This is a genomic window from Niveispirillum irakense DSM 11586 (assembly GCF_000429645.1).
Taxonomy (GTDB): Bacteria; Pseudomonadota; Alphaproteobacteria; order Azospirillales; family Azospirillaceae; genus Niveispirillum; species Niveispirillum irakense.
On record NZ_AUCG01000002.1, the window covers coordinates 34,303 to 50,366 of the forward strand.

General features: G+C 64.1%; 14 protein-coding genes. 11 read left to right on the forward strand and 3 right to left on the reverse strand.

Annotated elements, in window-relative coordinates; translation table 11 throughout:
* Positions 1–22 precede the first annotated feature (22 nt).
* Positions 23–877 carry a LytTR family DNA-binding domain-containing protein gene (locus G473_RS24390; RefSeq protein ID WP_051329733.1) on the reverse strand — a complete coding sequence of 285 codons (855 nt, stop codon included), beginning with the start codon at positions 875–877 and terminating at the stop codon, positions 23–25.
* Between the two features lie 140 nt (positions 878–1,017).
* Here G473_RS24390 and G473_RS0100865 point away from each other — a divergent pair, with 140 nt between their 5' ends.
* The 3 genes from G473_RS0100865 (at position 1,018) to mutS (ending at position 5,628) form a co-directional block, all read left to right on the forward strand.
* Complete coding sequence (locus tag G473_RS0100865) at positions 1,018–2,208, forward strand: acyltransferase family protein (protein ID WP_084437554.1); 1,191 nt, start codon at positions 1,018–1,020, stop codon at positions 2,206–2,208.
* 84 nt (positions 2,209–2,292) lie between these two features.
* Positions 2,293–2,835 carry a PAS domain-containing protein gene (locus tag G473_RS28825; RefSeq protein WP_154667204.1) on the forward strand — a complete coding sequence of 181 codons (543 nt, stop codon included), beginning with the start codon at positions 2,293–2,295 and terminating at the stop codon, positions 2,833–2,835.
* Positions 2,836–2,946: 111 nt separating this feature from the next.
* A complete protein-coding gene (gene mutS, locus G473_RS0100875) occupies positions 2,947–5,628 on the forward strand; it encodes a DNA mismatch repair protein MutS (protein ID WP_051329735.1) in 2,682 nt (893 codons plus the stop codon).
* A gap of 148 nt (positions 5,629–5,776) precedes the next feature.
* Here mutS and G473_RS0100880 read toward each other — a convergent pair whose 3' ends face one another.
* Both G473_RS0100880 and G473_RS0100885 read right to left on the reverse strand, forming a co-directional pair.
* On the reverse strand, positions 5,777–6,412 hold the full coding sequence (locus G473_RS0100880) for a MarC family protein (RefSeq protein ID WP_029011552.1): 636 nt from the start codon (positions 6,410–6,412) through the stop codon (positions 5,777–5,779).
* A gap of 273 nt (positions 6,413–6,685) precedes the next feature.
* On the reverse strand, positions 6,686–8,050 hold the full coding sequence (locus G473_RS0100885) for a pentapeptide repeat-containing protein (RefSeq protein WP_051329736.1): 1,365 nt from the start codon (positions 8,048–8,050) through the stop codon (positions 6,686–6,688).
* A 295-nt stretch (positions 8,051–8,345) separates the two neighbouring features.
* Here G473_RS0100885 and G473_RS0100890 point away from each other — a divergent pair, with 295 nt between their 5' ends.
* The 8 genes from G473_RS0100890 (at position 8,346) to G473_RS0100930 (ending at position 15,880) form a co-directional block, all read left to right on the forward strand.
* Complete coding sequence (locus G473_RS0100890) at positions 8,346–9,866, forward strand: methyl-accepting chemotaxis protein (protein WP_029011554.1); 1,521 nt, start codon at positions 8,346–8,348, stop codon at positions 9,864–9,866.
* Positions 9,867–10,108: 242 nt separating this feature from the next.
* On the forward strand, positions 10,109–11,467 hold the full coding sequence (gene ffh / locus G473_RS0100895; protein WP_029011555.1) for a signal recognition particle protein: 1,359 nt from the start codon (positions 10,109–10,111) through the stop codon (positions 11,465–11,467).
* Entirely contained in the window at positions 11,467–12,600 is a 1,134-nt protein-coding gene (locus tag G473_RS28830; protein WP_051329737.1) for a GNAT family N-acetyltransferase, read from the forward strand. The genes ffh and G473_RS28830 overlap by 1 nt, the downstream gene beginning before the upstream one ends.
* Positions 12,601–12,784: 184 nt before the next feature.
* The gene (rpsP, locus tag G473_RS0100910; protein ID WP_029011556.1) at positions 12,785–13,138 is read left to right on the forward strand and encodes a 30S ribosomal protein S16; all 354 of its coding nucleotides are present in this window, start codon (positions 12,785–12,787) and stop codon (positions 13,136–13,138) included.
* A gap of 145 nt (positions 13,139–13,283) precedes the next feature.
* Complete coding sequence (gene rimM / locus G473_RS0100915) at positions 13,284–13,916, forward strand: ribosome maturation factor RimM (protein ID WP_029011557.1); 633 nt, start codon at positions 13,284–13,286, stop codon at positions 13,914–13,916.
* 4 nt (positions 13,917–13,920) lie between these two features.
* Positions 13,921–14,772, forward strand: a complete 852-nt coding sequence (gene trmD / locus G473_RS24405) for a tRNA (guanosine(37)-N1)-methyltransferase TrmD (protein WP_051329738.1) — start codon at positions 13,921–13,923, stop codon at positions 14,770–14,772.
* A 5-nt stretch (positions 14,773–14,777) separates the two neighbouring features.
* Entirely contained in the window at positions 14,778–15,173 is a 396-nt protein-coding gene (gene rplS / locus G473_RS0100925) for a 50S ribosomal protein L19 (RefSeq protein WP_029011558.1), read from the forward strand.
* Between the two features lie 167 nt (positions 15,174–15,340).
* The gene (locus G473_RS0100930) at positions 15,341–15,880 is read left to right on the forward strand and encodes a hypothetical protein (protein WP_029011559.1); all 540 of its coding nucleotides are present in this window, start codon (positions 15,341–15,343) and stop codon (positions 15,878–15,880) included.
* Positions 15,881–16,064: the final 184 nt, after the last annotated feature.

A 16,064-nucleotide genomic window follows, 5' to 3' on the forward strand; every position in this document is an offset into this window, starting at 1 on the left:
GGGGTAACGCTCTGGTGTCCTGTTATCCCTCCCCGCGCAAGGCGGCCAGGGCCTGGGGATAGCGGCGGGAGAGCGGGATATTCTGCCCATCTGTCAGGGTCAGGGCATAATCACCTGACCCTTCCGGTGCCAGTGCCCGGACATGGGCGGGATTGACCAGCCAGGACCGGTGTGTGCGCAGGAAACCCTGCGCGCCCAGACTTTTGCCAAGCTGGGTCAGCGTGGTCCGCATCAGGGGGCGGGTGCCGTCCTTCAACAGGAATTCCACATAATTCCCGGCTGATTGAGCGGCCAGGATATCGGCTATTGGCACCCGCAGCAGCCGTGCCCCGTCCCTTATATCCAGGCTGGGCGGCCCCAAGGGTGCTGTTGGCAGGGCTGGCACTTTGGCCGGGGGGATCGCTTCCCCTTCCGGCATCCGGGCTGCTGCCTGGGGACGCCCCACGCCATGGGCCAGGAAAATGGCCGCGATAACGACATAGGACAGCACGTCTTTGCGGAATTCATAGAGCATCACCTCCGGGCTCAGCCGGAAATAATAATCCAGGTCGAACAGGTGATTGCACAGGGCCCGCAACCCCGCCATCCCCAGCACATGCAGCAGGGAGAACAGGCAGGCCCCCATCAGGTGGGTCACCGCCTGCCGCTGCCAGGGCGCCGTGACCGGCACCTTGGCCAGGGCAAGGCCAGCGATCCAAGCACAGGCCAATATGGCGATGGCGCTGGTCCCTTCCGTCATCACCGGGAACCACCAGGCGACCGGCCGGCCCAGCCAGGTCCGGTTCTGCAGCTCTGTGAAGACATTGATGCTGTTGGAGACCAGCAGCAGCAGGCAGAGGGAGAGATAGGGCTGCCAGCGCAAGAAGGTGCCGTTCATCCCGCCCCGCGCGCCGTTTGTCCCAGCCGTCCCGCCCGGCATCCCAGCGGCATCGCCATCCGTCCCTGGTGCCTTGCCGTCCCCGGCCCGGTCGCGCCTATCAGGGCCATCGACGATCCTGTCAGGCTCTTGAGGTGACGATGAATACCGCACTGCTATCCGCTCCCCGGATCGATACAGGCCCCGGTCCCACGCCTGGACGGCTGGCCTTTCTGGATTGGGTCAGGGTGGGCGCTTTCGGCCTGCTGATCTTCTACCATGTCGGCATGTTTTATGTGACCTGGGACTGGCATGTGAAGAGCGACCATGCCGGTCATGGGCTGGAACCGCTGATGCTGCTGACCAATCCCTGGCGGCTGACCCTGCTGTTCCTGATATCCGGGGTGGCCACCCGCTTCATGGCCGACAAACTGCCCCTGGCGCCGCTGTTGCGGGCGCGGCTGGCGCGGCTGGGCATTCCGCTTCTGTTCGGCATGGCGGTGCTGGTGGCGCCCCAGCCTTATTACGAGGTGGTGGAAAAGCTGGGCTATGGCGATGGTTTCATCGCCTTCTATGCCCGCTATCTCAGCTTCGATGGCAGCTTCTGCCGGGGCGATGATTGCCTGATACTGCCAACCTGGAACCATCTCTGGTTTGTGGCCTATCTGCTGGTTTACACTCTGGTGCTGGGCGCGCTGCTGGCACTGTCACCGCGCCGGCTGGCAAACCCCTTACCCCCGGCCTGGATGGTGCGCGGCCCCTGGCTGCTGGTGCTGCCGGTCCTTTTCCTGGCGCTGCTGCGCCTGTTCCTGCTGCCGCATTTTGAGATTACCCATGCGCTGGTGGATGATTGGTACAATCACGCCATGTCGTTCAGCGCCTTTCTGTTCGGGTTCGCCATCGCCCGGCAGGATCGGGTCTGGGCACGGGCAGAGGCATTGCGGGTGCCGGCGCTGCTGCTGGGGCTGGTGACCTGGATCGCCTTTGCCACCTATGTCTGGCAATATCGGGAAAGCGACCCGCCAGAGGCGCTGCGCATGGTGATGCGGATTATCTATGCCGGGCAGCAATGGGGCTTCATCATCGCCATCCTGGGCTTTGCCCGCCGCTATCTGAACCATGGCAACCGCTGGCTCTCTTATCTCAGCGTCGGGGTCTTTCCCTTTTACATCATCCATCAGACCGCCATCGTCGTGGCTGCCCACCATCTGAAGGCGCTGGGCCTGCCCGTGGTGCTGGAAGCGGTGCTGCTGATTGCCATCACCATCGCTGCCTGCCTGCTGACCTATGAGGCAGCACGCCGCATCCCCGTCCTGCGACCATTCTTCGGGCTGAAAAGGGGCGGCGGCTAAGCAATTCTTTACATATTGGCGCGCAAGATCGTTTCTGGCGCCGAGACAGGAGGTGCCAGCGTTTTTCGGGGTGGGAATTTGCAGTTGGCGGCGGCAATGGCGGAACAGGCGGCGGATACCGCCGGAGTGGCGGATGTGAGACTGCGCGAGCTGGTGGCCTATTGGGCCGGCCTGCGCGGTGACCGTGCCGCCCCGCCGCGTGCCGCCCTGGACCCCGCCGGCATGCTGGCGCTGTTGCCCTGGGTCGCCCTTCTTGATGTGCAGCAGGACGGGTTCCAGCTACGGCTGGCCGGCACGGCGCTGGAGGCGATCTGCGGCCGGTCTTTGACCGGCGTGCGGCTGGCCCAGCCTGCGGTTGACGGGATCGACCCGGACCTTCTGGACTGGCTGCGCCATGCCTGCCACGCCCGCGTTCCCCTTTCCCTTCAGGCGGTGGTCACGACAAGGCGCGGCCCCGGTCGCCTGCAGGCCGTGATCCTGCCTTTGTCCAGCGATGGGGAGAGTGTGGACAAGCTGTTGTGCGGCTGCGTGCCGGTTGGTGGCATGCGCAGCGGCGGGGCCTTGTTCCGCCGCGACGATCCGGCCCTGGCGCTGACCAATGTCACCGCTATTACCTTGATGGTTTGACGGCGGCTTTGGCTGGTGTAGGGTCCGCCCATCGGACCCCTTTGCCTGCCCAAAGCTGTCACCTTGTCCAAAAACACCAGCACTGCCAGTCCCGCCGCCCCCGTTTCCCCCATGATGGTCCAGTATCTGGACATCAAGGGGCAGCATCCAGGCTCGCTGCTCTTCTATCGCATGGGCGATTTTTACGAGCTGTTCTTTGACGACGCCGTGCAGGCGGCGGCAGCGCTCGACATCACGCTCACCAAGCGCGGCCAGCATCAGGGGGAGGAAATCCCCATGTGCGGCGTGCCGGTGCATTCCCATGAACAATATCTGCTGCGGCTGATCCGCCAGGGTTTCCGTGTCGCCATCTGCGAACAGACGGAAGACCCGGCGGAAGCGAAGAAGCGTGGTTCCAAATCCGTTGTCCGGCGGGAGGTGGTGCGCGTCGTCACCCCCGGTACCATCACCGAGGATGGCTTGCTGGATGCCCGGTCGAACAATTATCTGGCGGCCTTGGCGGAAGCCGGCGGCGAGGGTGGCCTTGCCTGGCTGGACCTGTCCACGGGCGAGTTGACCCTGGCCCCGGTGGACCGCGCCGGGCTGGGGGCAGCATTGGCAAGGCTGGCACCGGGGGAGGTGCTGCTGCCCGAACGGCTGTTCCAGTTGGACGAGTTGGAGCCGGTCTGGGGTGAATGGCGCAACCGCCTGACCATCCAGCCCAATGCACGGTTTGACAGCGAGAATGGCCGCCAGCGCCTGCTGGCGCTTTATGGCGTGGGTACGCTGGATGCGTTCGGTGCCTTTACAAGGGCAGAGGTGGCCGCCGCCGGTGCCCTGGTCGATTATGTGGAACTGACCCAGAAGGGAAGGTTGCCGCGCTTTGATACGCCGCGCCGCCAGGGCGCGGGGCAGGTGCTGGAAATTGATCCCGCCACCCGTCGCAACCTGGAACTGACCCGTACCATGACCGGCGACCGGCGTGGCAGCCTGCTGGCCGCCATCGACCGCACCGTGACGGGTGCCGGCGCACGCCTGCTGGCCGCCCGGCTTTCAGCGCCTTTGACCGATCCGGCCCGCATTGCCCGGCGGCTGGATATGGTGTCGCTGCTGGTGGAACAGACGCATCTGCGCCTGGATATAAGGGCAGAGCTGGGCCAGACGCCGGATATGGAACGTTCCCTGTCACGGCTGACACTGGATCGCGGCAGCCCGCGCGATCTCGCCTGCATCCGCGATGGACTGGCCCGCGCCGTGGCGTTACGCGGGCGGCTGGCCTATGGCGATGCCGGGCCGCTGCCGGAAGGTTTGGCGCGGGTGGCCAATGGGTTGCTGGGCGGTGAAGGGGCGGATCACGAGGCGCTGATCGACCTGTTGTCGAAGGCGTTGGGCCCGGAACTGCCGCTGCTGGCCCGCGATGGCGGCTTCATCGCGGCGGGATATTCCGCCCCGCTGGATGAGTTGAAGGGCCTGCGGGATGACAGCCGCCGGCATATTGCCGGGCTGCAGGCGCACTATGCTGACCAGACGGGCATCCAGTCCCTGAAGATCCGCCATAATAATGTGCTGGGCTACTATATTGAGGTAACGGCCCTCCATGCCGACAAGCTGATGTCGGAAAAGCACCGGGCCGATTTCATCCACCGCCAGACCATGGCAGGCGCGGTGCGCTTCACCACCGTTGCCCTGTCGGAGCTGGAGCGCAAGGTGGCGGAGGCTGGTGACCGGGCGCTGGCGTTGGAACTGGACCTGTTTGCCAAGCTGGTGGCCGAGGTGGTGGCGAAAGCCGATTACATCGCCGCCACTGCCCGCGCGCTGGCCACGCTGGACGTGACGGCGGCCCTTGCCGAACTGGCGGTGGAGCGCAACTGGTGCCGCCCGCATTTGAGCGATGATCTGACGTTTGAGATCAGCGCCGGCCGGCATCCGGTGGTGGAGGAAGCGCTAGCCGACCAGGGCGGCGGGGCCTTTGTCGCCAATGATTGCGGCCTGTCGCCCGGCCAGCGCCTGTGGCTGCTGACCGGCCCCAACATGGCCGGTAAATCCACCTTCCTGCGCCAGAATGCGCTGATTGCTGTGCTGGCGCAGTTGGGGGCCTATGTGCCGGCATCCAGCGCCCATATTGGCGTGGTGGATAAGCTGTTCAGCCGCGTGGGCGCGGCGGATGATCTGGCGCGCGGTCGTTCCACCTTCATGGTGGAGATGGTGGAGACGGCCACCATCCTCAATCAGGCGACCCGCCGGTCGCTGGTGATCCTGGATGAGATCGGGCGCGGCACGGCAACCTTCGACGGTCTGTCCATCGCCTGGGCCTGCGTGGAACATCTGCATGAGGTGGCAGGCTGCCGGGGCCTGTTCGCCACCCATTATCACGAGTTGACGGCGCTGGCGGCCAAGCTGGCCGAGCTTTCCTGCCACACGATGCGGATCAAGGAATGGCGTGGCGAGGTGGTGTTCCTGCATGAGGTGGCAGCCGGATCGGCCGACCGTTCCTACGGCATCCATGTCGCCCGGCTGGCCGGCCTGCCGCCGGCGGTGATCCACCGGGCCGAACAGGTGCTGAAAATCCTGGAAAAGGGCGATCAGGCCAGTGCCGCCACGCGGCTGGCCGATGACCTGCCCTTGTTCGCGGCCCTGGCGAGGCCGGCACCGGCGCCTGTGGCGGCACCCGACCCGGTGGCCGCCGGCCCGTCAGTGGTGGAAGGGGCCTTGCGGGATATCAATCCCGACGACCTGACCCCTCGTCAGGCACTGGAGGAACTCTACCGGCTGCGCCGCCTCCTGACGGAAGGTGAGGGCGGCGACGGAAAGTGATCATACCAGAAGCCCGGTGAGTGGAACTCATCTGGCTTCTGGTACGGCGGCGACCGCCGCCGCGCCGCACATGCGGCGTAGCCAAGCCAACAGATGTTGGCGCCGGCGATTGAGGCTGGTGATCGGCTACGATCACCAGGACGGGCTATTACGTCATCCAGCCGGGGAACAGGGCGCGCAGGCCGGCGGCGATGATTTCGACCGCCACGGCAGCCAGCAGCAGGCCGGTCAAGCGGTTCATGATGTTCAGCCCGGTCTGGCCCAGTTTGTTGCCGATCGGCACGGCCAGCCGCAGGGTGACCAGCAGGCCGGCGCAGACCACCAGGATGCAGGCGACCAGCACGGCGAAATGTTCCCAGCCATGGCCGCGCTGCGCCTCGATGATGACGGCGGAGATGGAGCCGGGACCGGCCAGCAGCGGCAGGCCCAGCGGCACGACGCCGATGGCGGTGCGCTGGCCCGCCTCATCCGCTTCCTGTTCGGTATGTTTCACGGCGCTGACCGTGGCATTCAGCAGCGACAGGGCGATCAGCAGCAGCACGATACCGCCACCGACGCGGAAGCTGGCCAGACTGGTGCCCAGCACGGTCAGGATGGCGTCACCTAAGAAAACCGAACTGACCAGCACCGACGCGACGGTCAGCACGGCTGACTGGGCGATGCCGTTGCGTTCCTTCCGCGAACGCCCCTCCGTCATGCCCAGGAAGATGGGAATGGCGGCAAAGGGGGTGAGGATGGCGAACAGGGCGATCAGGAAACGGGAATATTCAGACCAGGCTTCCATGGCAGTCCGGTGGAGAAGTTATGTATGGGGCTGGATGGGTGGGGCGTTGGGGTGATTGTCGCTGACCGGTGCGGGCCTTGAGGGGGGCACCGGTTGCAGCCCCTTTTCAACCATCTGTGAATTTGGTCCGGGCGACAAGGGCTGTAACAGGCCACCCGCGATCAAGCCGGCGAAGCTACATCAAGCCGCCATGGGGGATAAGGGCGAAGTTGGTTAAAACCCTGCCGCCGCGTGTACGGCTGCCATGAGGGGCGGGCAGGGCAAGGCTGGGGATCAACGCCGGGGCAGGCCGATGGCTCCCAGGGTGCGGGCGTCGGTCAGATCGGCATCGGTCAGGTTGATTCCCTCGCACCGGGCGCCGGAAAGGTCGGCATTCACCATACTGGCGCCCGACAGGTTGGCCCCTGACAGGTTGGCGCCCGTGAGGCTGGCCTGGGTCATCACCGCCCGCTGCATATCCGCCCCGGTCAGGTCTGCCCCGTCAAAACGGGCGCGCAGCAGGTTGGCACTCCACAGCCTTGTCTGGTTGCTCTGGATCTGCACGGGCCCGATCTCTGCCCCTGCCATGCGGGCACCGGTCAGTGTTGTGCGTTCCAGCGAGGCGCCGCGCAGATCGGCCCCGGTCAGGTCGGCGTCGCGCAGATCGGCCAGGGACAGGTCAGCCATGGGCAGGATGGCGCCAGAGAGATTGGCGCCGCGCAGCATCGTGCAATGCATCAGGGCGGCGGACAGGGTGCGGCCGGACAAATCCTGGCCCGCCAGATCAACGCCGGACAGGTCCGCCCGCACCCCCTGCTTGCCCTGGCTGTCCACCCATTGCCGGTGATCATCCAGCATGCGGTTCAGGTCGCGCCCATCCTCCCCCAGCGTCCGGCAGGTGACGGCACCCGTCAGGTTGGCGACGGCGCGGGTGGCATCATCCATGATCACGCCGATCAGGTCGGCGCTCATGAAGCGGGTGGCGCCCAGATCGGCCCCGGACAGGTTGGCCCCGTTCAGCTTGGCGCCGGACAGGTTGGCCTCCCGCAGGTCGGCGCCCTGCAGGTCGCACCCGGTCAGGTTGGAATTGGTCAGGTTGGCGCGGATGAATTTGGTGCCGCGCAGGATGGCATCCGTCAGGTCCGTCTGCATGATGAAGGCATTGGACACCCGCGCCCGTGACAGGTCGGCGGCGCGGATGGTTGCCACCGACATTTCGGTGCTGACCTGGATCGCCTCAAACTCATGCGGGGTGACATCGCCATTGGCACGCACATGCATGATGGTGCCGTCGCGCAGGTCGCAATCGGCCAGCACCGCTTCGGACAGGACCGCCCCGCGCAGACACGCCCCGCGCAAATCGGCTTTGCGCAGGTCCGCCCCTTCCAGATTGGCCAGCCGCAGGTCTGCGGCATAGAAATTGGCCTGTCGCAGATTGGCGCGCGTCAGCCTTGTGCCGAACAGCTTGGCGCCCGACAGGTCGGCATCGGTCAGGTCCAGCCCCGACAGGTCCATATGGGAAAGGTCGCGCAGCTTCAGCATGGCGCGCATGCCCCCGGCCTGCCCGCGCAAAAAGGCCTGGTGCCGGCCGACAATGGCCTGCAATTCGGCCGCCGAGATGCGTGAGCGGTTCGGCTCCTGCCCCATTACTTGCGTCATCTTCGCTCATGCTCCCGACCGATACGGGTTACCCAGTGTGACTATAGCCCGGAGGGTATTCAACAATGCATATGAGTTTCAGGGGCTGGGGCACAAGCGAAGACTAGGGGGTATGCCCCACGTTGCCATCTATTAAAAAATTGTTAATCAAATAGATTTGCACAATATATGATTGCTAATATATGTTTATTATACGTAAGGATGGGATTCTACGGATTTCGCATCCCTCTATTCTCAGATACTCAATGTAAGGAGGTGCCACCCGAAGGGGCCCGGCCAGAGCCAGGATGAACGGATGTTTTTTGGTAAATCGACGCGCACGACGGATGCCGAGGACGAGGCGGTAAAGCAGATGAACCTGCTGGGCCGTTATGCGGGCGTCGGGTTATGGGACGCCTTGTTGCATGATGGCGACCCGATGCATGCCCAAAGCCGCTGGCGTTGGTCGGATGAATTTCGGCGTCTGCTGGGGTTCGAACATGGGGACCAGAACGGCTTTCCCAATATCGTCAGTTCCTGGGCTGACCGGCTGCATCCGGATGATGCCGCTGCCACCTTCTCTGCTTTCAGCGCCTGTCTGAATGATCGGAGCGGTCGCACGGGATATGATGTAACCAACCGCCTGCGGATGAAGAATAACGAATATCGCTGGTTCCGTGCCGTCGGCGGGGTTTCTCGCGATGCACAGGGTCGGCCGTTGCGCGCCTGCGGGTCGCTGATTGATATCCATGATCAGAAAAACCAACTGGAACGCATGGATCTGCTGGACCAGCATGCGGGTGTCGGCCTCTGGGATGCGCTGCTGCATGAAGGCGATGCGATGCATCCGAAAAGCCGCTGGCGCTGGTCCAATGAATTTCGCCGCCTTGCCGGTTTCCGGGATCAGAGTGATTTTCCTGATCTGGTCAATTCCTGGTCCGATCGGCTGCATCCGGACGATGCCGGCCCCACCTTCGAGGCGTTCGGGGCCTGCATGGCCGATAAGACGGGGCGGACTCCCTATGATGTCGCCTATCGGATGAAAGTGAAGGATGGCAGCTATCGCTGGTTCCGGGCCGTCGGCGGTGTCGCGCGGGATGCCCAGGGCCGGCCGCTGCGCGCCTGCGGTTCCCTGATCGATATCCATGGCCAGAAGATGGCCGAGTTGAAGCAGCAGGAGGCGGAAAAGGAAAGAAGGCGCGTCATCCTGGACATTGCCGACACCCTGACCTCGCGCGTGGAAGAATCGGCCAATCGGGCCAACAGCAATACCCAGACCGTGGCATCGGCCACGGAGGAACTGTCCGCCTCCATTGCTGAAATCAGCGAGCGTGCCACCAAGGCTGCCGCCGCTGCTGCCAACGCCTCCACCGAGACCGGCCGCACCAACGAGGCGGTGCAGGCCCTTGTGACGGCGAGCGAACGGATCGGCGTCGTGGTGAAGCTGATCAATGACATTGCCAGCCAGACCAATCTGCTGGCCCTCAACGCGACGATTGAGGCGGCCCGTGCCGGCGATGCCGGCAAGGGCTTTGCCGTCGTGGCCACGGAGGTGAAATCCCTGGCCAAGCAGACGGCCAGTGCCACTGACGAAATCGCTGAGCAGATATCGTCGGTGCAGCAGGAGGCTAACCGCGCCGTTGCCGCCATCCGCGGCATCGGTACCATCATTAATGATGTGCAGGGCATTTCCGCCACCATCGCCTCTTCGGTCGCCCAGCAGGACGCCGCCACCCGGGAAATTTCCGCCAGTGTCAGCCATGTCGCGCGGGATATCAGTGAGGTGACGGAAAATGTGCGCGGGGTGACCCAGCAACTGCGTGGCTCTAGCCGGTAACGCATCAAGGGGTGGGGGCCCCATCAGGCCGGGTTTGCAGTTCAGCCTTCCCGGGCTGATGGTTGACTCAACGCCCCCACCCCTGTATCACCGGCCATCATTCCGGGATGGGCTTGTGCTGTTCCGGTTCGGTCTATCGGCGCTGAGGCGCCCCGCCAGTCCGCGAGTGTCGCGCACTGGCGCTTTTGCGTTTGGGGATACCTGATCGTAAAAGACAACGGGTGCGACGGCAGGAGGATGGTATGTTCGACGGTTTGACGGGACGGCTTGGCGATATTTTCGACCGCCTGCGCAAGCGCGGGGCGTTGTCGGAGGATGACGTCAACGCGGCGCTCCGCGAAGTCCGCATCGCGCTGCTGGAAGCCGACGTCGCCCTGCCCGCCGTGAAGGCTTTTGTCTCCGGCGTGAAGGAAAAGGCCATCGGGACGGAGGTGCTGCGCGGCATCAATCCGGGTCAGATGGTCATCAAGATCGTCCATGACCATCTGGTGGAACTGCTGGGCAGCACGGTTGAAGAAATCAACCTGACGGCCACGCCGCCGGTGCCGATCCTGATGCTGGGCCTGCAGGGCTCGGGCAAGACCACCACATCCGCCAAGATCGCCCTGCGCCTGAAGAACCGGGACAAGAAAAAGGTCCTGATGGCGTCGCTGGACACGCGCCGCCCCGCCGCCCAGGAACAGTTGAAGGTTCTGGGTGACCAGACCGGTGTGGCGACCCTGCCCATCATCAAGGGCCAAACCCCGGTGGAGATCGCCAGGCGCGCCATGGAAACGGCGCGCCTGGAAGGCTTTGACGTGGTCATGCTGGATACGGCCGGCCGCCTTGCCATCGACGAGGAGTTGATGGATGAGGTGGTGGCCATCCGCGACGCCACCAAGCCGGTGGAAAGCCTGCTGGTCGTGGATGCCATGACCGGTCAGGACGCCGTGACCGTCGCCACCAATTTCAATGACCGCGTGGGCATCACCGGCATCGTCATGACCCGCATCGACGGCGATGCGCGCGGCGGTGCGGCCCTGTCCATGCGCCATGTCACCGGCAAGCCCATCAAGCTGATGGGTGTGGGTGAAAAGACCGACGCGCTGGAGCCATTCCATCCCGACCGTATCGCTGGCCGTATTCTGGGCATGGGCGACGTGGTCAGCCTGGTGGAAAAGGCCGCCGAGAGCATCGACAAGGAAGAAGCCGAAAAGCTGGCGAAGAAGCTGGAAAAAGGCGGCTTTGACCTGGACGATATGCTGACCCAGATGCGCCAGATCTCCAAGCTGGGCGGCATGGGCGGGATGCTGAACCTGCTGCCCGGCGTGGGCAAGATCAAGGAACAGCTCAAGGGCGCCAATATTGATGAGAGCATCCTGAAGCGTCAGGAAGCCATCATCCTGTCCATGACCAAGAAAGAGCGTAAGAAGCCGGATATCCTGAATGCGTCGCGCCGCCGCCGCATCGCGCTGGGCGCCGGGGTGACCGTGGCCGACGTGAACCGCCTGATCAAGCAGTATCAGGATATGTCGGAAATGATGAAGAAGATGAAGAAGATGGGCCAGAAGGGCCTGATGCGCCAGGGCCTGGGTGCCCTGATGCCCAAGGGCCTGCGCTGATGGTTCTGCCGGCAGGCCAGTCTGCAGGGGCGGCGAATACCGCCCCTGACCATGCAACGCTGATAACGGCGCGGCTTGTGCTGCGCCCGATCTCCGAGGGCGACCTGGAGGCGGTGCATGGCCTGCTGACCGATCCGGACAGCATGAAATACTGGTCACACCCGCCGCATGACGATCTGGAACAGTCGCGGGCATCGCTGAAACAGGCGATGCTGGATGATGGGACCTGCCGTACCTGGGCCATCACCACCGATGGCGGCAAATGCCTGGGCTGGGCCACCATCTTCCTGGTCAAGGACCGCATGGGCTGGACCGGCTATATCCTGGCGCCGGAGTTGCGCGGCCAGGGGCTGGCGGAAGAAGCCATGCGCCCCGTGCTGAATTACGCTTTCGATGTCTGGGGTCTGCACCGGCTGGGTGCCACCATCGATCCGCGAAACCACGCTTCGGGCGGGTTGCTGCGGCGGCTGGGCTTTGTCCAGGAAGGCCACCAGCGCCGTGACTTTGTTTACGGCACGGACTATCTGGATACGGGTGTTTTCGGCCTGCTGGCCGATGATTGGCGTATCCGCCGCGACCAGCCGGTCTCCGTACCGGTGCTGCGCGAAGGACCGGTGGTGCTGCGCCCCTTGCGCGCCCGTGACGCCGATGCCCTTCATGCCGCCTATGGCGATGCGGACAGCATGCGTTACATGCCGCATGCCCATTATGACAGCATCGACCAGACGCGCGCCAAGATCGCCAGCATCGTTGCCGGTGTCAGCGCCAGCCGCAACTGGGCCATCACCAGCGATGGTGGGGAATGCCTGGGTTGGGCCCTGCTGCATAAGGAAACCACGGCGCAGGTCGAACTGGGCTATGTGCTGGTGCCGGCCGCCCGTGGACGCGGGCTGGCCAAGGCCGCCGGACTTGCCCTGCTGCGCCATGCCTTCATCGACCTGGGCAAGAACCGGGTGGAAGCCGTGCTGGACCCGCGCAATCTGGCCTCTGCGGCTGTGCTGCGGGCGTTGGGCTTCACCCTGGAAGGCGTGCGCCGCCAGTGCTTTTCCCGCGAGGATGGGGTTGTCGACAGCGCCATCTACGGTCTTCTCGGCGCCGAATGGGCCGATCAGCAATTGCGGGGGAAGGGCTGATGCGTCGCCCCCGCTTTCCCATGGTGGCCGGTCGGGCGCGTCCGCGCGCCGCCGGCCTTCCATCCCGTGGCGCCCGCCAAGGGTGCCACATCCCTCCCGTCTTTCGTGCCCGATCTGGACGGGCACAGGCTTCAGACGGTCTGTCCCATCCAGAGAACTGCTTTTAAACCAAGGAAGTAATCAAATGTCCGTGAAGATCCGTCTGGCCCGTGGTGGCTCCAAGAAGCGTCCGTTCTACAGCATCGTCATCGCCGACACCCGCGCCCCGCGCGACGGCGCCTTCATCGAGAAGGTCGGCACCTACAACCCGATGCTGGCCTCCGATCATCCGGAGCGCGTGGTGCTGAAGGAAGAGGCCATCAAGGGCTGGCTGGCCAAGGGCGCGCAGCCGACCGACCGCGTTGCCAAGTTCCTCGGCAAGGCCAACCTGATCGCCGCCCCGGCCATCAGCGAGACCCCGAAGAAGTCCGCCCCGAAGGCGAAGGCCCAGGAGCGCGCCAAGCTGGCCGCCAAGGCCGCTGAAGCCGCTGCCGAATAATGAGGCGACGGGCCGGGATGGCACCACCATCCCGGCCCGGTGGTTTCTAGAGCCACCTGCGTTTAATTGAACGCAAGATGGCTCTAGCAGAGTCTGTCTGCGAGCGGATTCACGCCAAAAGGCGATCCGCTCTAAGGAAAGAGTAATGACCGATCGCGTTTGCGTCGCCCAGATCATTGGATCGCACGGGGTGCATGGGCGTCTGCGGGTGAAGAGCTTCACCGCCGACCCGGAAGCCCTGTTCGATTACAACCCGCTGACCGACGAGGCCGGCACGCGCCAGTTCACCCTGCGCATGACCGGCATGGGCAAGGACCATCTTCTGGTCGAGGCCAGCGGCGTGAAGGGGCGTGATGCCGCCGACGCGCTGAAAGGCGTGCGCCTGTTCGTGGACCGCGACCGCCTGCCCGCGATCGAGGATGAGGACGAGTTCTACCATACCGACCTGATCGGGCTGGTAACCGTGACCGAGGGCCCGGAAGGCGATGTCGCCTTCGGTGCCATCAAGGCCATCCATGATTTCGGTGCCGGCGACATGCTGGAGATCAACCATGTCTCCGGCAAAACCGTCTTCATCCCCTTCAGCCGCGCCTGTGTGCCGCTGATCGACGTGAAGGCGTCGCGCGTGGTCGTGGAACCGCCCGTCAACCTCTTCACCCCGGCCAAGCCGGACCCGGAAGAGCTGGCGGAAATGGGCGGCAAGCTGGACCTGGATGACGAACCGGCAGCGGACGACTCGGGCGAAAACGCAGCGGCGGAGACGGGCGAGGCCCGTTGATCCCATGTCCGACGCGCAAAGCCCCCATACGCCGGCTGAACAGCCCGCCTTCCATGTCAGTGTTTTGACCCTGTTCCCGGAGATGTTTCCGGGCACATTGGGCCTGTCACTGGCCGGAAAGGCGCTGGAACGCGGCATCTGGGCGCTGGAAACGCTGGACATCCGCGAATTCGCGCGCGATAAGCATCGCTCCGTGGACGACACCCCGTTCGGCGGTGGCCCTGGCATGGTGATGCGGGCGGATGTGCTGGATGCAGCCATCCGGGAAGCATTGGCCCGGCAGGAAGCCAAAGGCATCAAACGGGGTCGGCTTGTCTACCTCTCCCCGCGCGGTCGCGTGCTGGATCAGGCTCTTGTGCGAGAGATCGCGCAGGAAGGGTCCGTCACATTGCTGTGCGGGCGCTATGAAGGGGTGGATGAGCGGGTCATCCAGGAACATCACCTGGAGGAGGTTTCTCTGGGTGATTTCGTGCTGTCCGGTGGTGAACCGGCGGCCCTCTGTCTGATCGACGCCGTGGTCCGGCTGCTGCCGGGCGTCATGGGCAACGTGGAGACGGCAGGGGAAGAGAGTTTTGAGCGGGGATTGTTAGAGTATCCCCATTATACGCGGCCACCCGTCTGGAATGGCCGTGCGGTGCCGGAAGTCCTTTTTTCCGGTCACCATGAGAAGGTCCGGGCCTGGCGGCTCGAACAGGCAGAACAGATCACAGCGGCCCGACGGCCGGACCTGTGGTCCGCTTACCTGGAAAGCCGCCCGACCCCAAAGGTGAAGAAACGCCGAGCCCGTCGGGCATCGGCCGAGCCAACCAAAACCACCGAAACCCCGGACGGGAGCGGTGGCAGTACCGAAGGATGAGTATTATGAACATTCTGCAGAAGCTGGAAGCCGAACAGGTCGCCAAGCTGACCGAAGGCAAGAAGATCCCGACCTTCTCCCCCGGCGACACCGTGAAGGTGAACGTGAAGGTGACCGAAGGCACGCGTGAGCGTATCCAGGCCTATGAAGGCGTTGTGATCGCCCGCAAGAATGCCGGCATCAATTCCAGCTTCACCGTCCGCAAGATCTCCTACGGCGAAGGTGTGGAGCGCGTGTTCCCGCTGTACAGCCCGCGTCTGGACAGCATCGAACTGGTCCGCAAGGGTCAGGTCCGTCGCGCCAAGCTGTATTACCTGCGCGGCCTGACCGGCAAGTCCGCTCGTATCGCCGAGCGCACGACCGGCCGCGGCATGAAGAACGGCCGCTCCATCGCCGAGTGATTATACAGCCCCTTCAAGGGCTGTGAGTATGCAAACGCCCCGCCGGGTCTCCGGCGGGGCGTTTCGCTTTTCTTAATCTTACGGATAGCGTCACCCATCCTTTGATGGACAGGGGACGGCCTGACGGGCACCATGATTGGATCATTTGAAACGAACGGGCGATCCCCATGCCTGGTTCCCTTGATCCGATTGCCGCCGCGCCCGCTGAATCCGGTGACAGCCTGCACCTGATGCTACAGCCCCTGCTGCCCTGGTGGCGGGGGCTGCCCGTAGCGGAAAAGGGCGTGCCGCTGTGGCAGGGCGATCTGGTGTTCGATCTGAAACCCTGGATGGGCCATATGCTGATGGTCCGCTTTCCGGCGGGCGGGGCGTCTCCCCGCTACACGCTCTATGGTTCGGAACTGGTCAGCTTCAGCGGCCATGACCTGACAGGCCGGGAAATCCATAGCGGCAACAATCCAGGTTTTCAGGAAGCGTCAAAGGCCTATCTGCAATGCCATGCCGCCCGCAGGCCCCATTGGGGGCGCCTGCGCGTGGACCTGCCACACGGCCTGAAGGTGCGATATGACCGGCTGCTGCTGCCTTTCATGTGCGCGGATGGCGATGCCCGCGTCCTGGGCGTCATCCGGTTTGATTTTAACCTGCCCCGCAACTGGCGACGGGAAGATTTCACTTTGGCAGTGGAACAGGAACGGTTGTTGAGCTGAAAAAAGCCGTCCACCCAGCAAGAATGTTGCGTCGCACATATGCATGATGTGCCTATCGGCACTGTGACACAGGCGTGACATGCGCCTTACACAGGCTTGACACCCCTTATACTCTGAGCGAGCATAAGGGGGAGTAATGCTCAGTTGGAGCATAAGTCAATCCTGTTGCCGTCTCCCGCCGGGT